At 75.1% G+C, this 24,771-nt stretch carries 1 protein-coding gene (running past one end of the window); it reads right to left on the bottom strand.

The window, feature by feature from the left end; genetic code table 11:
* A protein-coding gene (locus ACQY0Z_RS31045; protein WP_439813181.1) for a lonely Cys domain-containing protein crosses the window boundary here: on the bottom strand, nt 1-24,771 show its 5' portion. The gene continues 8,622 nt to the left of window position 1, outside the view; the window shows 24,771 of its 33,393 coding nt (coding positions 1-24,771); the start codon lies at nt 24,769-24,771; its stop codon lies off the left edge, out of view.

The following is a 24,771-nucleotide window of genomic DNA, read 5'->3' as shown; positions in this document are numbered from 1 at the left end:
AGGGTTGGTGCGGTGCCGCACCTGGGGTTGGGGCTGGGGGTGGTTGAGGCCGGTGGTGGCCGGCCGGGTGTGGATGGGGCGGGCCCCTGCCGCACGGTGGGGAAGGTCGATGGTGTCACGGGTGCCGGCCCCGCTCTCCAGCTCGTCGCGGAGGGCCTGGGCGTGCTCGTCGGGGAAGCGGCCGTCCCGCGCGACGTGGGTGCGCAGTTCCTGCTCGCCGAACGGGTGGATGTTCCAGTACCGGCCCCAGTTGTCCGTGTAGTCCAGAGCGCTGTCGTGGTCCGCGATGTCGTCGAGGGCGAGCTGGGCGCCGCGCATCACCTCGTGGAAGGTGTGGTGGTCCACCGTCAGGGAGACGGCCAGCATGCCGGCGCGGATCAGGCCGAGGTCGAGGTCGACGCCCCACTGGTCCCGCATGCGGGCGGCGTGCAGCATGAAGCGGTACGTGGATCCGGCCGTGCCGGTCGCCACCAGGCCGCCCGACGCCTCCGAGCGCTGCTGGAAGTCCGCACTCATCGCGATGTCGTACAGGGATGTCGCCGGCAGCCAGGTCAGTCCGTGCTCGTTGACCGCGATGCGCTGCTCGGCCTCGCTGAGCGGCGGGCGCGCGTCCTCCGGACGCGTCCGGATCGTCACCGACCGCTCCAGCTCCTCGACCGCCTCCTTCTTCTGCGCGGGGGTCAGGTCGGGCGAGGCGAGGATCTCCTTGGCGTGTCGCTCGAACTCGGCATGGGTCTCGCGCTGCCGGCGGCTCGGCCGCTCCTCGGCGATCTCGGGGTGCTGCTCCTCCCTGCCGCCGAGCATGTCGGGTACGAAGTCGCTGGAGATGCCCTCGTAGAGCAACGCCACCAGCTCGCGCAGGTTGCCGCGGCGCAGCACCTGTTGCAGCGCGGGGCGGGAGGTGCCGACGACGCCGGCCTTGTACTTGCTGGTGTCGCCGAACACGCCGAGGCCGCGGGGGTGCCGCTCGCGCGCCGTCTTCCACGCCGCGTTCGCCATCTTGCGGTACTCGGCGACGACGGCCTCGTGCTCGGCCAGGTACTCGCCCAGTCGCTTGTCGAAGGCGAGGGACTCCTCGGCGTAGCGGATACGCGCCATGACCCAGGGCGGCGCGGCGCTGTTCCGGTGTGCCGGGCTCGGCTGCGGGGAGCGGCTGCGCGCGCGGGACGCGGAGGGGCTGGGGACGTCCCCCTCGGAAGCGGGCGTCGCGGGCCGGGTGTCCCGGGGCCTGGCGACGCCCGTCGGCACGTCTGCCGTCGGGCGCCGGGGCGCGGGGCCGGTGAACGCGACGGGCGGCGTCGGCAGTGCCTGGCGGCGGTCGTCGATATCGACGGTCACCATGCGCCCCGTGTCGGGGTCCGTGACGCCGCGCACTCGCTTGGCGCTCAGGGTGAGGCCGAAGTCCCGTACGGCGAGGGGTGTTCCGGTGATGCCCTGCTGGGAGTCGGCCAGGATCCGGGCCAGCCGAGCGCCGAGCGCCGTGCGGACGGCCACGGCACGCTGGCGAGCTCTGGCCTGCGAGCGGTTGCCGTGGCCGGTGACGGTGACGGTCGGCAGCGGCAGGCCGTTGGCCCGGTTCCACAGGCCCACGCGGGCCAGCGTCCGGGCCAGCGCGTCGATCGTGCGCTCGGCGCCGTCAGGGAGGCTGTGCTGCTCGCGCGCGAAGCGGATCGTCCGCTGATGGGGACGCTGGGCGTGGCCGTGAAGCACCACCGTCGTCAGCGGGTTGGCGAGCGCGGGCGAACCGTCCGACAGCAGCGCCGCGTTGACTTCGTGTGCCGACTCCCCCGGCCGCTTGCTGTACGCCCGGAAGAACCACAGGTCCTTGGGGTCGAGCACCGCCGCGGCGGCCCTGACCGCTTCCCTGGCACGGATGCGCGCCCGGTCCGCCTCGCGCAGGGCCAGGGCGTGTTCGGGGCGGTCCTCGTCGAAGTAGAACGGAAGCTGCTCGGCGTCGTGCAGCTCGGCCAGGGCCCTGGCGGCCCGCGCCAGGTCGTCAAGACGGGCCGTCCCCGTGCCGTCCGCGCCGGCGCGCCGTGCGTCGGCCAGCCGCCGTTCGGCCGCCCGGGCGAGGCGGGCCAGGCCGTCGCCGCCGTGCCGGTCGAGGTTGTCCTCGACGACGGCGTCGATCTCCTCGTCCGGGATGCCTCCGCGGGAATGGGTCTCGTTCTCCAGGGTGATCTGGTGGGTGCCGTCCTCGCTGGCCAGGACGACCTGCGCGAAGTGGTAGGGCGCGTGCGGGCCTACCCGGTCGCCGGGCTTGGCATGGTTGTGGGTGAAGAGCTGCGCGCCGCTGTCGTTGGTGGTGCTGACCGACTGGATCAGGTAGCCCTCGCCGACGCCCGCCCAGGCGTGCTCGTTCACGCCGATGCGCCGCGCGGCCGCGGACAGCGGGGCGCGCCGGGGGTTGTCCGCCGGTTCATGGCTCAGGGCGCTGCCGTAGCGTTCGCCGGGGGTGGGGGCGCCGACGACACCGCCCGTGAACCGCCGGTCTCGGCCGGTCTGGCGGGCGGCCCAGCGTGGGGTGACGTCACCGGCGGGCCAGGTGCCCTCGGCGACCTCCGTCAGCGCCTGGGCCAGGTGGTGGGTGCCGGTGACCTCGCGGCCGTGCTGCCCGTTCACGGGGGCGGTGGCGACGGTGTCGCCGGTCGGGCCGCGGAAGGCGACGTGGGACAGGGGCGCGGATCCGGTGCCGGCCACCATCTGGGCGAAGTCCCGTGTGAAGGCGTGCTCCGACGAGCCGGACGCGGTCAGGAACTCGGGCTCGACCCGGAGGAGGGGTTCACCGTAGGAGCCGTCCTCCCTGGGGAGCAGGATGCCCGTCGACTCGTCGGCCTTCAGCCGTACGCCCGCTCCCGCCGCGGCCAGCCGGGCCGACGAGGCGTCGATCGCCGCGCGGGTGGCGTACACCTGGCGTCCACGGCCCGTCGTGCCCTCGCCGTCGGCGAGCAGCGCCAGGGTGCGGTCCTCGGAGATGTGGAGCGCCGGCCGGTCGGCCATGAGGACGGTGCCGTGGTCCTGGCTCGGCAGGAGCAGCGCGTCGGCCTCGGCGCCGGTGCCGTCCCCGGCGTCCACCTCCGCGACGTGGCGCGGGAGGGGCCGGGTGAACAGGACGCCGGTGCCGCGCTTGTCGATGACGCCGTAGTCGCGGGTGATCAGCGGCCGGGTGCGGCGCTCGTCGATCCGCCGTTCGAAGGCGAGTCGGTCGGCGAGGCGGTCGAACTCCGCGTCGCCGTCGCTGCTGGAGAGTTCGCCGTCGTCGTTGTCGGTGCCGGCGTCGCTCTCGCTGTCGCTGCTCAGGTCGCGGGCGCCAGGGAGGCCGTCCTGCTCCGAGGGGTCGACCGGTGCCCAGCTCGCGCCGGTGTCGCCGTCGCGCAGGTCCAGGGCGAGACGGGACCCGGCCGTGGGGTGCGTGGCCACGGCGACCGGTGCCTCGGGGCGCCAGACGCGGCGACCGGTGGTGCCGGCGACGAGGACGGCGAGCGGTGCGGCGATGTGCGGGGGCAGTGCGAGCACGATGTCCGCGCCGCGGGGCCGCCGGCTGTCGTAGGAGATGAGCATCGCGAGCTCGTCGAGGCGGGTCACGCGGAAGGTGCGGCCCGGCGTGAGGGAGACCTCGACGGCGCCGTCGGCCGCCCGGGCGACGACCACATAGGGGTTCTGCCACGGCGCGGGCCGTTCGACGACCCGGCCGGTGCCGCGCAGGAGGTAGGAGTCCGGTCCGGGGGCGGGCTGCCCCGACCGGCCGAAGTCCCGTCCGGCGGCGTTCCCCGCGGGGTCGCGCAGCAGTGTGCCCTCGTCCAGGGCACCGCGTCCGGTCTCGATCTGCCGCTCGACGAAGTAGCGGGCGAGGTCGTCGGTGGTCTCCAGGTCGTCCGAGGAGGCGTCGAGCGCAAGGGAGCCGAGGAGCTGGTGGTCGGCGGGGCCCGGCCGGGCGTCGCCGGACAGGTGCAGGACCTGCCGGGTGACGCGGTTCAGGGCGCGGAACAGCGACTGGGGTTCCTGGTCCTCGCGCGCCTCGGTCGACACCAGTGCGAACAGTCCCTCGGAGGTCTCCCTGAGCCGGTCACCGGGGACGGCGTCCCACCGGGGGCCGAAGACGGTGTTCAGCCAGCCGGTGTCGGCCCAGCGCGGCTGCTCGTTCTCCTCGTCGGAGTCCGGCTCGTCGTCCGAGTCGTCGGACGGCTCGGACTCCTCCCGCACCGTCGTCATGGGGCGGCCGGGAGGCAGGGGCGGCGGGACCGCGCCGTCCGGGCCGGTCTGCGGGGCGCGTTCGGGGAGCGACACGGGGTCGACCCAGGCGGGTTCCCGCCGTTCGGCCGGTGCGGCAGCCCGGGCGTCGGCCCAGCTCGTCCCCTCGGGTGAGGTGTGCGGCTCGGCGTCCCCCGTGACCGCGGCCCACAGCTGGAGGTGACGGGGGCGCAGACCGCTCTGCGCGAGGCCGTCGGGAGCCTGCTCCCGGAAGGCGCCGAGGAGGCTGCCCGGCGCGTCGAGGCGGCCCGGGTTGGCCTCGTCGGGGGTCTCGTCGCGGAGGAAGAGCTGGTGCCCCAGCTCGTGCGCGAACTCCTCCGGGTCGGCGTCCGCCCACCACGCCAGCTGGTTCATCGGCTGGTCGCGGCCGATCAGGTCGACGGTGAGGTGCGGGTCGTCGTCCGGGCCGACGAACTCGACGGTGACGTGCAGCCGGTCACCACCGGGCAGGCGGTGGCCGGGCCGGTTGTAGAACCGCTCCACGCCCTCGGCCACCCGCGCCGTGACGGCGTCGGTCGCCTCGCCGTGCGGGCGCAGGGCGAGGCGCACGGTGAGGTCGGTGACGGTGTCGCCGCCGTGGGTGAAGCGCCGTACGTCGAAACCGGAGCGCACGACGGTCCGCGGCCGGTCGTCGCGGCGGAGCCCGGGCAGCGGCACTTCCTGCCTGAGCGGGACGCGCAGGGCCGTGGAGCCGTAGGCCGGCACCACGTACAGGGCGTCCGGGTCGGCCGCGATCCGGTGCGGCACGGGGTCGGGGGCGAGTTCGGCCAGCCGCGGCGCGAGGGACTCCATGTTGGCGACGCGACCGATCCAGCCGCTGTCGCCGCGCAGCAACGTGCCCGTCGCCTCGTGCACGAAGTCGTGGCCGAACCGCCTCCAGCCGCCGGGCGGGATCTCCGTCCCGTCGGGCAGCCTGATGTGCCCGGTGTCGGCCACCTCGTAACGGAAGGGCTCCGTGCGGGAGTCGGCGGTCCGGGTGTAGGCGTACCAGAGCCCGGGAGGGCGTTCCGTTCCGGTGGCCGGGGACTTGCCCTTCGGGTCCGCGGGCCTGCGCGCGGCGGGTGCCTCGCCGACGGGTACGACCGAGACGGGGCCGCGGGTGATGTCGCTGTGGCGGGGCCTCATGAGGGTGACCGGGCGGCCGATGGGCCACTGCTCGGCCACCGGGTCCAGGCCGTCGTCGCGGGAGCCGCCGCGCAGGCCGCCGTCCGTCCGGAGGCTGCCTCGAGGGCCGCGGGTGGTGACGTGGCGCGGTCCGCCGCGTTGATCGTCGACCGTGATGTCCACGGTGTCGGCGCCCGGGTCACCGCCGGTCGACGCCCTGCTGACCCGTGCCGAGACCGGGTCGATCGTGAACCGGTCGGCGGTGAGGTGCGGTCCGGGGGTGCCGGCCTGGAGTGCCGCGAGCGCGTCGGCCAGTTCGCGGCGGAAGGTGCCCGCGACCGCCTCGGCCCGTACCTTGGCGAGGTCCCGGCCGACCAGGCGGGCGGTGCGCCGGCCGCTGACCGAGACGTCCGGCAGCGGCAGGCCGTTGGCGGCGTTCCACAGCCCCGTCCTCGCCACCACCTTGGCCAGGTGCCGGATGGCGTTGCGGGAGCCCTCAGGGGTCTGCTGAGCACCCTTGTCGAAGGTGACGGAGACCGGCAGGGCCTGCTGGCCGCGGAGCACGACGACGGTGAGCGGGTTGGCCTCGGCCGAGGGGCCTTCGGTGAGCAGCTCGGCGTTGGTGTCGTGGGCCGACTCACCGGGCCGTTTCGCGTACATCCGCATGTACCACTGATGCTTGCCGGGGATGACGGGTTCCAGGTTCCCGATGCGGTTCGCGGCGGCGCGGACGGCGGCCTCCAGTTTCCGCTCGGCCTCCGTGTGTTCCGGTGAGCCCGCGGGCGCGGTCCGCGTCTCCGTCTGGGCCAGCTTGGCCCGGATCAGGGCGAAGGTCAGGTCCAGGTAGCCGCGCAGCTCCGTGAGGGACTCGTCGGTGCCGTCGTCCTCCCGGGCCTCGATCTCCTGGCGGAGCCGCGCGGCGACCGCCCGCAGGTCGTCCAGGTCGTGGTTGCGCAGGTTGGCGTGGACCGCCCGGCGGTGGCGGTGGGTGCGCTGGGAGACACGCGCGTGATTCTCCAGGGAGATCTGGTGGGTGCCGTCCTCGCTGGCCAGGACGACGGTGACGAAGTGGTAGCCGAAGTGCGCGCCTCCGGTGCCGGTCCGCGGCTTGGCGTAGTTGTGCTCCAGGCTGGCCTGGCCGTGCTCGCCGACGGCGGCGACGGACTGGACGAGGTAGCCCTCGCCGACGTCGGCCCAGGCGTGCTCGTTGACGCCGATCCGGCGGGAGGCGTCCGAGAGAGCGTCGCGGCGCGGGTCGTCCGGCCGGTCGAGGCTGAGGGCGCTGCCGTAGGCGCGGCCGGGCAGCGGGCCGCCGTGGCCGCCGGTGGGCCGGTCGTCCAGGCGCACCGCCCCGGCGGCCCAGTCCGGGTCCGCCGACTCCGGCCGTTCATGGCCGTCCGCCACGTGACCGAGGGCGTCGGCGAGGTGGTGGGTGCCGGTGACCTCGACGCCGTCGGAGGCGTTGACGGGTGCCGTGACGGCCCTGCCGCCGCCGGGGGCCCGGAAGACCGTGTGCGAGGTGCGGGAGGTGTCGGCCAGCATGTCGGCGAAGTCCCGGCAGACCTCCTCCGTGGACTGTCCCGAGCGGGTCAGGAAGTCGGGGGTCACACGGTACAGGCGCCGACTGCCCCCGTCGGGGGTGGGCAGGACGATGCCGACGCCCTCGTCGGTGCGCAGCCGTACGGCGAGGCCCGCGCGCGCCAGCTTGACCGAGGACGCTTCGACGGCCTCCCGCGTGGCGAAGACCTGCTGGCCGTACGCGCCGTCCTCGACCGCGAGGGTCCGGTCCTCGGAGATCCGTAGAACGGGACGCTCCGTGACGGGCGTGAGGGTGTGGTCCTGCTCGTTCATGAGGAGCTCGGGGGCGTCCTCAGTACCGGTCATCGACCGCGGGGTCTGCCAGGTGCCCCGGAGGCCGCCGGGCTTGCGGAACAGCACGCCGTCGCCCGTGCCGTCCACGATGCCGTAGTCACGGGTCGACAGCGGCTCGGGGCGGCGTGCGCGGAGCGGGTCGTCGTGTCCGGGGTCCCGCTCGTTCGGCTCGCCGGGCGCGGAGGCCTGCGCGTACAGGTCGAGGAGGTCGTCGAAGTCGCCTTCGCCGCCGGTTCCCCGGTCCGGCACGGCCGTGCTCCACACCGTTCCGGTTCCCTCCTCGACAGGGCCGAGGACGAGGTGATCGGCGCCGGTCCGCCAGTCTGTGGACGGGCGCGGGGCGTGCTCGGAGTACCAGACCTTGGCGCCGGTCAGGTCGGCGACGTGGTGTGCGAGGGTCTCGATGTCGTCGTGGGGGAAGGCCAGGACGATGTCGTCGGTTCCGCGCCTGCCCGGGTCCCGGGTGACGAGCCGGGCGAACTCGCCCGCGTCGTCCAGCGTGACCGTGCCGTCGGGCGTGGTCAGCCGGACCGAGCCCGCGGCCTCCTGGGCGAGGACGACGTACGGCTTCGACCACGGGCCCGGCCAGGTGCTCAGCCTGCCGTCCGCGCCCTCCACCGCGTACGTGTCCAGGGGCGGTACCTGATCACCGGTGCCGGTCCAGTTGCGCACGACGCCGTCGCCGCGCGTGAGCCGGGTCGCCCGTCCCAGCGCCCGGTCGTGGCGCCGCAGGTACGAGGCAAGGGGGGCCTCGCCGGTCAGGGCGGACGGCGGGGCGTCGAGAGCGAGCGAGCCGAGGAGGGCGAGGTGCCCGTCCCGGGACGGCGTGCCGGAGCGGAGTCCGAGGACGCGCCTGGCCAGGCCGTGCAGTTCGCCGAGCGCGCCGGTGGCCTCGCCCGTGGCGTCGGTGTGCTCCCGGGCGAGCTGCCGCAGCGCGACGGCCGTGCCGATGAGCATCCCGGGCGACTGGCGGCTGCGGGTGGCGGGGGTGAAGAGGAGGTCGAGATACTCCTCGGGCGTGAGGTCCGGGCCGCCGTCCCCGCTGTCGGGGGCATCGCCGTCGGAATTCTCGCCGTCGGTGTCCTCGGTGAAGCGGAACTGCGCCAGCCGCTCGGCGTCGGGGTCGTCGGTGAAGCGGAACCGGGCCAGCGCCTCGGCCTCCGTGCGTGAGGGCCGCGGCCGGCCGCCTCCGCCCGGGCCCTCCGCGCCGGACAGCGTGTCGAGACCGTACGCCTCCTCGTGGTGGGGCTCCTGGTCCCGGAGCGGGTCGGCGTCCCGTGTGTGCAGGCCCACGTGGACCTCACGGGCGTCGCCGTAGGAGACGGCGTAGGCGATCGGCGCGGAGGCTTCCGGAGTCGTGGCGGTGCCGTCTGCGGGCGTCGAGGGCGGTGCGGCGGGGGCGGTGGGGGCCGCGGCCTGCTGGGGGCTCAGGTCGCCGTCGAGGGCGGCGCGCAGCAGGTGTTCCAGGGAGTCGGCGGTCAGTGAGCGGTCCCAGCCGCGCCGGGCCGCGTACTCGCCGGCGATCTGCTGGAGGCCGCCCCAGGTGAGAGGGCCGGGATCGGTGCCACCGACCGCCTCGAACCGCAGCTCCTCCAGGGCGCCGAAGCCCTCGACCAGTTCGTGGAACTCCGCCTCGCGCGCCGGCGCGGAGTCGATGTCCGGGCCGTGGGTCCGGCGCAGGGCCCGTACCCAGTGCAGGGCGCGGGTGGTGCGCCGTGGCAGCGCGTCGGGGAGCCGTCCGAGGTCCGCGAGGGCGGCGAGCGCGTCGGCGCCGGGCTCGGGGCGGAACTCGTCGAAGTGCCCCTGGGGGCGGTCCGGGTCGTCGAACTTGATCAGGCGCGGCGGCAGGCCGTTCTCCGCGTCGGCGGTGCCGACCTGGACGTCCGAGGCGAAAACGGTGCGGCCGGTCTCGTTGGCGATGTGCTGGGCGGCGGGCGGCTGGGCGAGCAGGTCCTGGCGGGGGCGGGTGGCGGACAGCTCGCACCACAGCATCCACACCGGCTGCTCGCTCGGCAGCGCCCGCAGGCTCGGCCGCCGGGCCAGCATCCGGCCCAGCTGCACGGGCGGCAGGGCCTGGTTGGCGCCGGTGCTGCGGCGGGGCACGGTGGTGCGTCCTCTGTCGCCGTGGCCGACAGCGACGTAGGAGTCGGCCAGCGAGCGGGGCAGGGACCGCGCGTCGCTCTCCTTGGCGCCGTGGACGCCGGGCAGCGACTCGAGGAAGTCGGAGTAGTGCCGTACGGCGGACAGCAGGCGCATGGACTGCTCGCGGATGGCCATGTCGTGGGCGTCGAGGAACGCCCGCCCGGTCAGCCCCTGTCCGTCGCTGGTGGCCAGCGGGTACGTGTGGATGTCGCCGTCGGGGAAGACCGTGCCGTCGGAGGCGGTGAGCGTGGCGCCGGGGTTCCGCGGGACCATCCCGGGGTCGGCCGGGAACCAGCCGCCTGCCGGGACGCTGCCGGAGGCCGGCGGGGCGAGCACCGGGACGCGCCGTCCGTCGGGGGCCTGCTCCAGCCGCAGGTCGCCGTTGGTGAACCAGGCGCGGGTGCCGGTGCGGTCGGCGATCTCGCGGGCCAGCGTCTCGTTGCGGCCGTCCTCCTCCCCCGCGATCAGGACCACGGGGGTGTCCTGGGGCCGTTCGGGGTCGTGCCGCAGGAGTTCGGCGAGCTCGGCGTCCGAGACCGGAGTGCCGTTGACCAGCACCCGTCCCTCCTCGTCGCGTTCGAGCACGGCCGCGTAGGCGGTGGGCCCCCAGGGCGCGGGGTGCAGGCCCCAGGCGTCGGCGGTCCGGCCCAGGTCCAGGCGGAGACCGGGGCGTCCGGTGAGGTTCCGGCCGTACGCCGTGCTGTCGGGGCCGGTGAGCGAGGAACCCTGCGGGTAGCCCTGTCGGGTCAGTCCGTAGGCGGCGACGGCGTCCAGGGTGACGGCACGGCCCCGCCGGTGGGCGCTGCTGACGAGGGTGAAGGCGTCGAAGTGCCGGGCCGCGTCCACCGGCGCGTCGGGCGGCAGGTGCAGCAGCATGCGGGTGATGCCGTCCAGGTCCAGGGGCCGCCGGCCGAAGTGGGGGTGTGTGGCGCGCGCCGCCTCGATGACGCGCAGAGAGGTGAAGAGCCCGTCGCGGATGTTCTGCGGCAGGTGCTGGGAGCCGAAGGTGGCGTCGACGACGGCCCACAACTCCCGCAGGCGGCGCTGTACGGCGTCGTCGGCGGGCGGCGGCGGCGCTGCGGTGTCCCGGCGGGCGTCGGACGGCGAGGGGGCGGGCCGAGGCGCCGGTGGGTGGGGCTGCGGTACGTGGGTTCCGGTGGTGCCGTCCCACAGGGCGCGGACGGCTTCGTGGGCGGGTCCGTCCTCTGTCGGGGTGCCCTCGGCCACGGCGAACAAGGCGCGGGCGCGGGCCAGCGCCTCGTTCTCGGCGTCGGTGGCCTCGACGGGGTTGACGTCGGCGGGGCGCGTGTCGGTCGCGTCGCCGTAGAGCCGGCGCAGCAGCGGGTAGAGGGCGGGCTGGCGGGTGCGGACCCACTCGGGGCCCGCGTTGACGCGGGGCAGGCCGGTGTAGGGGTCGTTGCCGCCGTTGACGCGCAGGTAGACGTTGGTGAGCTGGGCGAAGAACTCGCGTTCGTCGCGGCTGCTGTAGTTGGGGGCGCTGCGGCGGCCGTCTGCGTCGCGGGAGTGGAGCGGGCCGTCGGGCCAGGCGCCCGCCTCACCGTGCCGGGTGGTGGTGCGGAAGGCGTGGGTGACGCGCTGCCGGTCGGTGGCGTCCAGGCCGTGGAGGTGGACGGTGTGGGCGAACTCGTGGACGGTGGTCGAGTAACCGTCGGGGTAGGCGGACATGCCGGGGCCGACGGTGGTGCGCTCGCCGAGCAGGTTCTCCTCGGTGACGGCGGCGGTGCGCGTGCCGACGCCGCGGACGCCGTCCCAGGGGCGGCCGTCGACGGTGACGGCGCCGTTAAGGAAGCGGAAGGCGTCCAGGGAGGTCAGGGCCTCGGTCCTGGGGACGACCACGACGCGGGAGCCGCCCTTGAGCAGCCGGGCCGTGACCTCGGGGTCGCGCAGCAGCCGGGCGATCTGGGTACGGGCGGCGGCGCGGGCGGAGAAGGGCTGTCCGACCCCGTCGGGCACCTGCGTGATGAGGTCGGCCGCGACCGAGGCGAACTCCTCCGGATCGGTGGCGGTGCGCAGGGCATCCACGAGCGCGGGGTCGGCGGCCAGACGCTCGCGGTCGGCGGGCGTCAGAAGGGTTAGGGCGGCGTTGCGGTCGGTGGCGGACAGGCCGGGCAGCCGGGCGGCGAGCGTACGCACCGGGTCCGCGGTCACCTCGGGTGCGGTGCGCAAGGCGTGGGCGAGGCCGGTCAGTTCGGCTCGCAGGCCGGGCAGGTCGCCGTCGGCGACGCCGAGCTCGCGCCAGGTCCGCTCGTGGCGCGCGAGGGTGTCGGCGTCCAGGGCGGCGGTGTCGAGTACTTCGCTGAGCCGGACGGCGAGGGACGCGGGGGCGCCGGCGGGGCGGGCGGCGCGGTAGGCGTCCTCGGGCAGGGTGGCCGGTGTGAGGGAGGGCGTGCCGTCGGCCGAGGTGGCGCGCAGGGCCCACAGCAGGTCGAGGAGGTCGCGTCCGCGGAAGTCCTGGCCGGTGGCGGTGGCCAGTGTGAGGGCGGCGTCGGCGACGGAGTCTGCGGGCGCGGGCAGGGTGAAGCCGTCGATGCGGACGGTGCCGGTGTACGCGCGTCCGGTCGCGGTGATCCTGATGGTGACGCCGTCGACCGACAGGGCGAGGGTCCGGCCGCCGCCCGTGACGGCCGACGGCCGCACCTGCGCCCCCGGAAACTCCTGCTCCAGCGCCCGCCGGACCGAGGCCGCCGTGGGCAGGCTGCCCCCGGGGAGCCCGAACTCCACGGCGTCCAGCGGGCGGGGGGTGCCGAACTGCACCCGGCCGCGGGCCGCGCCGGCCAGCGTCACGGGGTGCCCGAGGGAGTGCAGTACGGCTCCGGCCCGTCGCCCGACGGCCAGTTGACGGGTGGGGTCACCCTGGCCGCCCCGGTCGCCCGCGAGCGGGCTCAGCTCGTACGCGTCGTCGCCGTCGAGCCCCGGTGGACCGGCGTCGGTGTCGGTCCCGGTGTCGGTGTCGGTCCCGGTGACGGTCGTGGTGGTGCCGGCTGCGGTCTCGGTGGCCGGCCGTCCGTCAGTGGTGGTCTCGGTGGACGACGGGAGCCGCGACGGAGGTGGCGCGGAGGACGGTGACGCCGGCGTGGACGGTGGCAGCGGAACGGCGGTCGTGGTCGCGGTCGCCGTGGTGTCCGGACCGGTGCCGTCGGTGGGTGACGTCCCGGCGGCCGGAGCCGGCGTGCGCTCGATCAGCGGGACGAAGTCGCCGCCCCGACGGCGGAGCCGCAGGTGCGGGCCGCTGGGCCCGCCGGGGCCGAGGTAGGTGTGGGGGGTGCCGTTCTCCTCGACGAGGGTGACGGTGACGCCGGTCGCGGCGGCCGCCCAGCGGACGACCGCCTGGTCGGCCTCGGTGGTGGTCCAGGGGGCCTCGGCGAGGTGACGGCGCAGGTGTCCTTCCTTCGCCTCCGGGCTCGGCGCGGGAGCGCCCGGGCGCCGCGTCAGGGGCGGCGGCGAGAAGAGCGCGGTCCGCTCGGCCGGGGTGCCCGGCAGGCCGTTCAGCCGCATGAGCTGGGCGGGCGACGCTCCGGCGCGCGACCGCAGCCTGCCGGCCTCCCAGCTGTCCAGGTCCGGTTGCGCGGCGGCGTGTCGCAGCGCGGTGGACAGGGCGCCGAAGAAGCCGTTGCCCCGGCCGGTGGGCGTTCCCTGCGTGTAGGTGGCGCCGTCGGGTGCGGTGAGGACGCCGTCCCGGGCGAGGCGGTAGCGCGTGCCGTCGCCGTCGGCGGGCGGGAGCCAGGGGGCGGTGGTGTGGCTGCGGTGCGTGGCCGGCTGGGACGGCTTGCCGATCGCGGCCGACGTATCGCCGGACGTGCCGGAGCCCTCATGTGTCGGTGCCGGCAGCGCGGTGGTGGACGGGGCGGGGGCGTGTGCGGACAAGGCGGCGTGGAAATGACCGTCGGCGGCGAAGAGCACCGGGTCCGCCGCGGGGTCGACGGTGGCGGACCCGTCGCGGGCGGCGCCGTCCCGGTCGTCGCGGTACGGGAGGAAGCGCTGTTCGCGGCCCTCACCGGTGACCACGGTCAGCGAGGTGCCGAGGAGCCGTGCGGCCAGCGCCGGCAGCAGGTCGGCGCCGCCGTGGTCCCCGGCGCGGCGCGCGGGCGGCGCCGGGGTGTCGTCGGGCCGCGCGGCGTCGGCGGGAAGCGGCTCGGCGGCGAACGGGCGGGCGAGGGCGAGGGAGGCCAGCGCCGCCCGCTGCGCCGGGTTCGGCCAGAATGTCTCCGGCAGGCGGCCGAGGGCGTCGAACTCGGCCTGCTGCTCCGGGGACAGCGTGATGCCCGCGCCGTCCAGCTCCTCCTGGGTGAAGGTGTCGGCGGTGTCCGGGGCGAGGGAGTCGAGCAGGTCCCTGTTGTCCGGCCGGCCCAGCTCCCGGGCGAGGCGGTCCCGGGTGGTGTGGACGGCGTCGGCGATGACCTCGGGGTCGCCCGGGGCGGCGGTGAACCGGTCGGCGAGGTCGGCGCCGAGCAGCCGGGCCAGCCGGCCGCGCTCCCCGGCCGTGGCGATCAGCGCGTGGAAGAACGACGCGCCGTCATGCGGTACTTCGTGGACCGCCCGCACGACGGCGCCGTCCGGAGAGGTGAGGGTGCGTACGCCGGTGCCGTCGGGCTCGGTGACGGCGTACGGGGCCGGGGCGCCGGAACGCCACTCGGGCTCCGTGTACTCCTGCGGCACATCCCGCACCGGCACGGCGGCCGAGCCCTGGTGGTGGGCGGTGAGCCGGGACGCGGCGAGGTGCAGCCGGTGGTGGTCGGCGGCGGCGGCGTCCACCCGTCCCTCCCACAGGTGCGCGTCGTCACGGGCGGCCTGCCAGGCGAGGACGGCCGGGGACTCGGCGAGGCTCCGCGGCAGCACGGTCGTCAGCGCCGATGTCAGGCCGGGGTCGCCGTCGCCGAGCGCGGCGCGCTCGTCGGGGCCGAGCGAGAGCCACGCTTCGCGGGTCCGGGCACGGGCGTCGTAGTACTCCTTCTCGGCCACGGCGAGGTCGGCGGCGGCCTTGGCCATGTCGTCCCAGGCGGCGGCGGCCTCTTGGGGGAAGGAGGAGTCGTCCAGGAGGCCGTAGTCGCGGGCCTGGTCCTCGCGCAGCCAGACCAGTGCGGTGGTCTCGGCCTCGGCGGCGCGCGGGCCGCGCTTCGCCTTGCCGAGGGTGCGCAGGGGCCGGCTGTCGGTGATCCGGTGGTCCGCCTCGGAGACCGCCAGCCAGCTCACCGGCAGCGCGAAGAGCATGCTGCGGTCGATGCCGTACTTGACGTGGGTGCCAAGGGTGACGTCCTCGGCGCCCTTGTGTGCGACGCCGTCACCGGCGCCGCCGACCGGGCCGGTGACGCCGGGGTTGGTCAGGCCGGCGCCGCCGGTGGCGACGAGCGGCGCGGTGCCGAGGGCGCCCTCGGAGTTGTCGGTGATCCCGGCTTCCGTCGCTTGGGAGGTCTTGTGCCGCTGCATGCCCTCCATGCGGGGCGCGCTCTCGACGGCGAGCAGGCGGGCGCCGCGCCGGTGCATCTTGGCGTAGAGACGGGACTCGACGGTGTGGGACTGGCCGAACAGACGCGCGGAGGACTGGGTGGGCAGCACGGAGCCGTCCGCGCAGAGTGCCTCCCGGAACCCGGCGGTGAGGCCGCCCTGGGAGGTGGCTTCCTGCTGCGCCTGCGCGGGCGCCGTGCCGAGGGCGGTGAGCGGGGTGTGGCGGGCGATGCGCACCTGCGCGGTCAGCGGGTCGCCGGTGTGCCGCCTGCCGAGGTCGCCGTCGCCGAGGCCGTCCGCGCGGGCGGTGGCGAGGGTGAGCGCGTTCCCGACGTTGGCCGCGCCGCGGATGTCGACGGCGAGCATCCCGGAGCCGGTGCGGTCGTCGAACGGCAGGATGTCGTCGCCGTCCGCGCGCCAGGCGGCGACGGCTTCTCGACGCGCCTGTTCGGCCGTCAGCATGCGTACCGCGCGCTCGGGTTCGCTGACGTCCTGCTCGGTGAGCGTGCCGTCGTCGCCGGTGCCGGACGGCGTGAGCAGTCCCGCCGAGACGAGTTCGTGGAGCGTGCCGACGTGTGCGACGGCACGCGGCGCCAGCGGGTCACCGGCGGCGTCGGTCATGGTGACGGTCAGGATGTAGCCGGTGACGACCTCCGCGTGCGCCTGCGTGGTGGCGATGTCGGGCATCGCGGTGCTGCCGAGGGTGTCGGTGCGGGTGCCGGCCCGCTGTCCGGTCGCCGTCCCCTGGAGGGACGGGTTGGCGGCGAGGACGTCGCTTCCCGGCGTGCGCTGGCCGGCGCTGAGGGTGAGGTCGCCGCCGCGGTCCTGGGTGACGCCGGCCGCGGAGTCGCGGGCGATGGTCCGGTAGTCGTCCACCTCGTACCCGGTGCGCAGCCGCTTCACGGTGGTGCCGGCCGGCGTCAGCTTGAACCGGACCTGTGCCGGGCTGCCGCCGACCGGCAGGTGGTGAGGGCTCGACCAGGTGCGGTGGCGGACCGGCAGGGTCACCCCGTCGGTGGTCAGCTCGTGCAGGTGGGCGAGGAGGAAGTCGGGCGAGAGCCGTTGCAGGACCTGTTCGCGGTCGTGCGAGGGCACCCCGGCCCTCTCCAGGCGCGGCAGGAGCTGCTGGGCCGCGCTGCTCGCGTCGAGCCGGCCGCTGGGGTGGGTCGGGAAGCGCCGGCCGCGCAGGAAGCCCGGCACCCGGTAGCCACCGCCGAGGTTGCGCGGGGTGCCGGTGCCGAGGCCGTCCGGAGCGAGGCCGGTCTCGATGGCGTCCTGCATCGGCAGGTGGAACATGACGGCGTCCCGGACACGGTGGAACGCGGCGGCGGCCCGGCGCGGGGACAGGGCCTGCCCGACGCGGCCGGACAGCCGCCCGGCGACGGACCCGATCCGCTGTCCGGCCCGGGTGCCGATGGTGCCCATCGCGGCCGTCCAGCGGTCCCGGACGGCGACGGCCTCGGCGGCGTCGGCGACCACCAGGTACATGCGCCCGGCGTACGTCATGGTCGTGCTGCGTCCACGGGTGACGGACTGCGCGAGGGCGCGGCCCCTGCCCCACGCGTACTGGAGGGCGCTGCCGTAGGAGCCGGACACCGGCTGGGCGCCGGAGGCCTGCTGCAGCGGCGAGTCGCTGCCCTGGAGACCGAGCGTGGTGCGCGAGGTGGTGCTCGAACTGCCGGTGACCTTGTGGTCGTTGGCGACCGTGTTCTCCAAGGAGGAGGGCTTGGGGTCGCTCATGACCCGTACGTTCTCCAGCTCGCCTCGAACGGCGGCCTTCAGGTAGTGCGTACGGAACGGGCCCGCGCCGTGGAGTCCGGTGACGCGGGTGCCGAACGGGCCGAGATACTGGCCGAGTTGCCCGGCCACGCTGAGGTCGGCCACCGCGCGGCGCAGCGCTGTGCGGACCGGGGTGCCGGGGGCGCTGGTGTGCCAGGAGTCGCCGGAGGCGCGGTCCGCCGTCTCCTGCACGAGCTCCTGGCGTTGCGGGCCGCCCTGGGTGCTGAGCACCACGTGCGGGGAGCCGAGCAGCCGTTCGGCGAGCGACTGACTCTTCGCGTCGGTCATGGACACCGGGCCCGTGCCGTCCAGCAGTTGGTCGGCATCGAGGGCGGACAGCCGCCGCGAGGCGGGGGCCGTGGGGGTGGAGGTCGTGGCCGTCGACGTCGCTGGGGCGGCGGACGGGTCCGTGGACGGCGCGGCGGGCAGGTCCGTGGGAGCGTAGCGGTCGGAGCCGTGAGCGGCGGGGACGGCCAGTTCGACCCGTCCCACGGTCTCGGTGCCGCGGCGGAACAGCGGGCGTTCCGCGACCGTGCTGACGAAGACGCCCACGCCGAGCAGTCCGGCCGTCAGCAGCCGGGGCCAGCCGCGCGGACGACGGTGCCCCTCGAAGTCGGCCCTGAGCTCCACCCGGTAGCTGTAGAGGTCGATGCCGCTCTGGGCCGTCAGGTGGTCGTGGGCGACGGTGACCGTGTTCCGGGTGGCCTCCTGACGGGTGTGGGCGTAGCGCCCGCCGACCATGAGGTTGCCGATCTGGCGCGGCAGTCCGGTGTCGCCCACCTTGTCGTGATCACGGGGCGAGACGCCCACCTCGACACCGGCGGAGTAGGTGCTGGACTGCTGCTGGCCCTCGCCCGAGACCTCGTTGCCGATCACCGCGTTGCGCAGCGTCCGCTCGTTCAGGGTGGTCTCGAACCGGCGGTCGGTCAGCCGGGCCCGCAGGGTCAGCGTGTGGTGCCCGCGCCTGACCTTGCCGTCCTCGACGAGCGTGACCGGGACGCCGGTGGTGGTCAGGTCGTCCAGCGCCTGGGCGAGGGTGGGCCGGTTCAGGGCCTCGCTCACCTGCCGCTCGTTGAACCACGCCGTCCGCAGCCGCTCGTCGCTGTACCAGAGCCGCGCCAGACGCGGGTGGTTCCGCATCGCGGGCGGGAGGAACAGCGACGGGTAGGAGGCGTGCAGGGTGTCCAGGACCGTGTCCGCGAACGTCTGCAGGGGGTCGCGCTGGGGCTTCGGGGTGCCGCTCTGCGCCGGCGCCGTCTGCGGGCCGGTGACGGGAGCGGTCCCGGTGCCGACGGCCCCGGGCACGTTCCCGGTCTGGTTCTCGGGCCGGAAGCCCTCCGCGCGGACCTGGCCTCCGAGATGGACCGGGTCCTCCTTCTTGAGGTACCACGGCACCGGGGGTTCGACGTCCTGGTTCGGGCCCGTACGCCCGGGTGTGCGACTGTCCCATCCGGCGAGCCTGCGGGCGTCCTGGGTGGACATCCAGTCCAGGCTGACCACCCGCACCGGCCGCGCTGCGGACCTCGGTTCGCCGGCGCCCCGGACCATCAGGGTGCGCTCGACCCGGTACAGCGCCATCGGCTGGTTGCGGACCCGCCCGGTCACCTTGCGGGCCGCGTCGGTGCCCAGGTAGTGGCCGCGCCCGGCGGCGAGGTCCGTGCGGACCACCGGCCCGCCCTGCACCCGCACGTCGGTGACCGGCCCGGCGAACTGGTGGTTCGGCCCGGAGGTGACCTGAAGCCCGAACCGGGTCTCCCGGACGTGCCCGCGCTGGTTGGAATACGTGGTCTGGGTGAGTTCGCGCACCTCGACCTTGGTCGACTCGGTGACCAGGTCGGCGCGGTGCGGCACCGAGCGCTCCACGACCAGGTGTCCCAGTGGACGTCGGCCGCGTCCCCGGGTGAGTTCCGGTCCGCTGACCGGCCCGGTCAGCCGTCCGAACAGGCCGAGCAATCGCCCGGGACGGGTGTACGACACGAGGGTGCGGTGGGCCGAACTGCCGGGCCGCGCGCCGGAGAGGGCCAGCGCCACGTCCTCCGCCGGGTCCGTCAGGTAGAGGCCCGTGGAGTCGAGCAGCCGCGGGTGCTCCCCCTCCGGGAAGGTCAGGGTGCGGGGTGCCCGGCGCGGCCCCTCGTAGGGCACGGTCAGGTCGTCCGGCAGCCGCCAGCTCAGCCCGTCACGCATGCCGAACTCGGCGGTGTGCACCAGCTGTCGCGTCCAGCGCGGGCCCGGCGCGATACCGGTCGTGTCCTCCGTACCGGGCGTCCCGCCGGTGACGGCCGGGGCGGCGGGGCGGGGCGCCTCGGTGACGCGGTGGACCCGTACCCGGTAGTGGACGTCGTCCAGGTGCAGGTGGGAGCCCTGGTGCGCGCGGTGCTCGGCCTGCTGGTACGACGTGGTGCCCTGGTTGTAGTCGGTGCGGCGGGCCCAGCCCAGCGAGGCGCCGATCTTCAGCAGCCAGTCCAGCGGCGGGCCCATGCTCACGGCACCCGCGATCCGGCGTCCGAAGCCCACCGTGCGCCCACCGCCGGTGCCGCTCTGCCCGCGCCGCGCCGTGTCCGCCTTGACCGTGCCGCCGCCCGGGTCCGAGAGGCGCACCCAGCGGTGGTACGGAACGGCCTCCACCGTCATCTCCAGGCCGACGCCGGACTTCTCCCGGCCCACGAGGCGGGCGCCGCGCGGGGCGGTGAACGCGGAGGGCTGGTCGGTCAGCAGCCTCAGCAGCTCCTCCTCGTCGAACCTCGCCTGCAGCCGGTCCGGCAGCCCGTCGAGGATCTGTCGCGCCGCGAGTTCGGGCGCGCGCAGGGTGAGGACACCGGTCCCGGCGAACAGCCCGGTGGGCTCGGCGCCCGGCGGTGTCCCGTCCGCGCCGGTGTCGCCCGGGTCGGCTCCCGGCCTGATCAGCGCGGCGGGCAGCCTGCTTCCGTCCTCGAAGGTGACCGTGCGAGGCGCCGGGCCCGGCCGACGGGCGTCCGGGCCGGTCAGCAGCCGGGGCGGACGATACCGGTCCAGCTGTGTCTCCAGCGGCGTCCTGTCGCCCTCATCGGCCGTGCCGGGGGCGGTGTCCGTGATCCCGGCCATCTCGCGCAGCCAGTCCCCGTACGGGTCCGACCCCTTCGGGATGGATACCGGGTCCGGAGCGGGGTTCGGGTCCGTGGTGGGGACCAGGGCGTCGAAGTGGTCGGTTCCGTTGTACGCCACGTGCAGGGGGTCGCCCGTGCCGCCCGCGTGCAGTGCGATCGTGGTCAGCGCGCCGGGTGTCCGCGGGTCGGGCTGCACGATCCGCAGGTCGAGGTCGAGCGTGTGCGCCAGCGCCTCCGGGATGAGGTCGGCGAAGGGGGACCGCCACAGGTCCACGCGCGCGGCGGTGGCGGCCAGCAGTCCGCGACCGCCGAGCCGCCGCGCGTCGGCGGGGGTGGGCGCCACCTCGGCGAGCCCCGGGTAGTCGCTGCCGGCGACGATCTCCCGCCACCGGCCCGTGTCGCCGTCGGTGACGACCTCCTGTGCGATCCGGTCCCACTCCTCGGCGATCCGGCGCTGCGCGCCCGCGTCGCTCTCCCCGGCCAGAGCACGAAGCCGCAGGTCGTTGACGACGGAGTGGACCGGGTCCGGCACGAGGGCGTCGGCGATGTCGCCGAGTTCGGTGTGGGCGACACGGTCCCGCACCCGCGCGCGCAACCCGTCGGCGTTCCCCGCGGCCCAGGCGGGCGGCACCTCCCTGGAACGCGCGCTGTCGAGGACCGACCGGAAGAAGCAGTTGCCGTCGGGCCGGGCGACGACCCGGCGGAAGGTGAGTCCGCCCGCCCGGAGGAGGCTCCCTGGCTCCGGAGTGGCGGTCACCGGGCCGAACGCGGTCAGGTCCTCGGCAAGACTCTCCGGCCGGCTCGGCGCGGGCGACAGGTCGGGCCTGCGGCGGGCGAGTTCGGCGGTGTCCTCGGGGCCGAGGCCCAGTTCGGACAGGGGCAGCGGATCGTCCGACAGCCCCCAGGCGACCTGGGCCGACCGGGCGTAGTCGAGTCCGCGCACGTCGTCCTGGGAGACGAGCGCGGTCGGCGGCAACGTGGGCGGCGGCGGGGGGATCAGGTCGTCGAGTGTGGTGCCGGGCCCCTGGTCGGCGCGGGCGGCGGCCGCCGCCCGCAGGAAGGCGGTGTACTGCTCAGGCGTGGGTCCGGTGGACGGGTCGACGGCGGAGCGGCTGTCCGTGCGACCGCCAACCGGGCCGCCTCCGGCGCCGTGCCAGTCGGTGACCATACGGCGGAGCAGGTCGGGGGTCATGCGGCCGTCGCCGTAACGCGCCGCGCTGTCCGTGCCCTGCCAGCGCAGGCCGTCCACGTGCGCGAGGCCGGCCAGCAGCTCCCGGTTGCCGGGCTGCTTCTCGGCGCCCGGTCCGAGCGCGTCGCGCAGCGTGCGGATCTGCTGCAGCGTGCGGGCGCGGGCGAACGGGTCCGCCGGGCCGGGGCCCGCGTGCAGACCGGCGTCGCGCGCAAGCTGGTCCAGGTCGGCACCGCCGGGTTCCGGGGTGAACAGCCGCCACCGCCCCGGCCCGTCCCCGTTGTCGACGAGCACCGCGCGGACGTTGCCGTCCTTGTCGCGGGCTGTACCGACCTCGCTGGTCGGCGCGTACACGGAGCGCCCGGTCCGGTTGGCCACGTGCTGGGCTACCGGGAGGCCCGCGATCCTCGGCTGCCGCCCGGTCTCGCAGGAGTACAGCACGAGCGGCCGTTGCCGGTCGCCGTCGGCCGCCCACGCCTTGAGCGCCTCACCGAGCTGGACGCCACTCACCTTCACGGTGGGCCGGGAGGCGTCGTGGGTGCCGAGGGTGACGGCACGCGGGGTGCCGTGTCCCACGAAGTAGTCGGCGCCCTGCTCGGTGCCGGCGCCGGGGAGTGCGGTCGTCGGACCGGTGAACACGGCACGGGGGGCTGACGGCGCCGTGACCGTCGCGTCGGCGGTGTTCGGGGCGGCGGGGCCGGATTCCGTGCGTACGCCTCGGTACGAGTTGTGTCCGAGCAGCGCCCGGCGTCCGGCGTCGCGGGCGGTGCCGTCGTCGGCCGGGTCCTGGGAGATGGTCAGCGTTCGCACGGTACGGCCCGGTTCGGGCCGTACCGCCGTGTCCGGAACGAGACGCCGCACCTGTTCGAGCGGGACGGATCGCCCGTCCAGAGTGGCGAGGGCCGGCTCGCCGACCGGCCGTGGGTTCCCGGCCGCAGGGCGTACCACGACCTGGGAGCCGGGCGGCGGGGTCACGACGGGCGAGGTATCGCCACCGTCAGCCGACTCCACGTGCAGCACGGTGGCGGGCTCGCTCCAGGGGCGCGACGCCGAATCAAACTTGGCCGCGCCGTCCGGGGGGACACTCGCGTCGGTGTTCGGGACGGCTCCGGCGCCCGTCTGCGATACGGGCTTGACCGGCGCTACCGGTGCCTTCCCGGACGGGTCCACGTCCGCTGAGGGCTCAAGCCCCGTGCCCACGGACGGGGCGCTCTCGGTGACGACGGGCCGCACGTCCGGGGCCGGACCGAGGGCGTCGGCGAGCGGCAGCAGCACGTCGGCGCCGGGGAAGTCGGTCCCCGGGTCCGGGGCGCCCGCCGTGACGGGGGCAGGACCGGTGAGCGGGCGCGCCTGGACCGGGCCGTCAGATGTCTCGCGGGTCAGCTCGACGGCGGCGCGATTCGGGCGTCCGGTGCTGTCCGGCGCGGTCGGCGGACCGAGGACCACGGCGCGGTCGGTGCCGGCCCTGTCGAGGAGCGCGGCCGCCTCCGGCGAACCCGCTGCCGGCGGCGGCCCTTCGGACACGACGACCGTGAGCGGCGAGGCGTCCCCGTCGACGGTGACAGGGCCGGTCGCTTCGGCCTCCGGCGGCGCGGGGGCGGTGTCGCCGGGCGACAAGTCCGGGGCCTCTGACACACCGTCCGTCGTCGTCACCGTCTCGGAGACAGGGGCGTCCTCCTGCCCCGGTACGTCGACGGTACGCGGGTCCTGATCCGCCGCGGGGGCGCCGCCGTCGGACGTCACGGCGCCCCGGTTACCGGTGCCCGCGCCGCTCCCGACACCCGCTCCTGGCCCGGCACTCGTACCGCCGGTCGCCGCCCCGGGGGCGGCGCTCGGGCCCGCACCGGTGCCGGACACCGCACCAGGAGCCGCACTCGGCCCTACACCCGTGCCGGACACCGCACCAGGAGCCGCACTCGGCCCCACACCCATGCCGGACACCGCACCAGGAGCCGCACTCGGCCCCACACCCATGCCGGACACCGCACCGGGGTCGGCCCCTGTGCCCTTGGCGGTGTTTCCCGCAGCCGCCCCCTCCCCGGCGCCCGCGCCGACGTCCGCACTCACGCCGGCCCCCAGGCCGGTGCCCGGACCGAAGCCGCTCCCCTCCCCCACCGGCACCGAGCCGTCGGTGACGGTGAGCGGCGGCGTCACCGTCACCGGTGTCCCGAAGCCCTCCAGAGCCCGGCGCACGCCGTCCGCGTCGGCCTCCGTGGCGGGGCCGCTCCCCACGGGGACCACGCGGATCTCCGGGGCCTCGGACAGGTTGCCGTGCAAGGTGTCGCGGACGCCGATCTCCGTGGCGCCGGGAGGCTGCTCGCCACGCAGGGTGGTGAGGTCGCGGAGAGCCTGCTCACGGATGTCGGCGGAACCGCGGTGGACCTGCTGCCACAGGGCGTTCTCCGTGGCGGTCGCGGGCAGCGTGCCCGGGGAGTACGGCGGCGGGGCGGGGGACGTGTACGGCGGCGGGTCCGTCACGGAGTACGGGGGCGGCGCCTCGACGCCGCTGTCCAGCGGCGACGGGACGGGGGTGGTGCCGGTGCCGCCGGCGGTGTCCGGATCTGAGGGGCCGTCGATACGGCCGGTGCCGCCACCGGTGCGGGACGGCCCTTCGGAGCCGCCAGTCCCCGAGGACGCGACGTCGCCGCTGGAGACGGTGGGCGGCTTGTCACGGAACCCTTCGAGGATGTTGCGCAGTTCGGCGCTTCCGTTCTTGGCGCCGTCCGTGAGTGTGGCCTCCACCTGGCTGCTGAGACCTGCGCCGACGAAAGTGGACCAGCTCGTGGACCAGTCGCCGTCGAACGCGCCCTTGATGAGGATCTCGGCGAGCGCCTCGCCGGAGCCGGCGGCGAGGAAGTCGGCCGTGCCCTTGATGCCGTAGTGCCCGGCGATCGCGCCCGGCCGGTCGGCGTTGTTGCGCAGGATCTGGTTGTTCCGCCACAGGTCGGGGTTGTTGCGGAAGTTGTTCCGGAAGGAGAACAGGTCCCGGAAGCCGGTCGGCGGGTTGTACATGGGACCGGGGCTGTTCGTGACCGGGTCGGGACGGTTGTCCGGGGTGGTGTCGAACTTGGTGTCCGGGTCCGGCTTGGAGTTCGGTGTGCGGTTGCCGGCGTCGAGGTCGAGGTCGTTCCTCACCTTCGGCGGCAGCTTGAAGTCGAGGTCGGTCCCGTTCTTCAGGAAGGTGTCGTCGTAGCTCTTGACGATCTTGCGGGCGTACTCGGCGAAGATGCTGGTGAGCCCGCCGGCGGCGGCGCCGAACGCACCGTCCTTGAGGATCTGGCTCCAGTCGAAGCCGTCGGGACGGCGGCCGTCGGGGGCGAAGTTCATCATCGCCAGCCGGACCGCGAACGTGGTGAACGCCTCGGAGAACGCCTCGGTCAGCGAGGGTGCGATGTGCAGCCGCTGGAGCAGGTGGCTGAGCGTGGTGAGGATGAAGAACCGGCTGCGCATCTTGGCCAGCATGATCTGGCTGGCCGACGCGCCGCCGGTGAAGAACGACATCGCCAGGTAGATGGCGATCTCGATGAGCAGCCGGATGACCTCGGCTATCACCTGCCACTTGGACTCCATGATGTCCATGGAGGTCTTGCGCCGGCCCTCGGCGATCTTGTCCAGCTGTTCGGCGAACTCCCGCAGGTAGTTCCTGCCACCGTCGTCGGTCAGGGTGCCCATGGCGGCGGCGTACGCCTTCGACAGGTCGTCCGGCATGGACTGACCGATGTCGTGCACCGACTTCTGGATCAGCGCGGACATCTGGTCGATCTTGCGGCCCAGGCGGGCGTAGGGCACGCGGCTCTCGTAGGCGAGATCCTCGTCCGCGTCGATGAGCCTCTCTCCTGTGAGGATGAAGATCATCGCGTTGACCTCGGGCGACGGCATGATGCTCAT

Source organism: Streptomyces sp. P9-2, assembly GCF_051903975.1.
GTDB classification, from domain to species: Bacteria; Actinomycetota; Actinomycetes; order Streptomycetales; family Streptomycetaceae; genus Streptomyces; species Streptomyces cellulosae.
The sequence above is the reverse complement of the archived record's forward strand: the minus strand, read 5'-3'. Positions and strand labels throughout refer to the sequence as shown.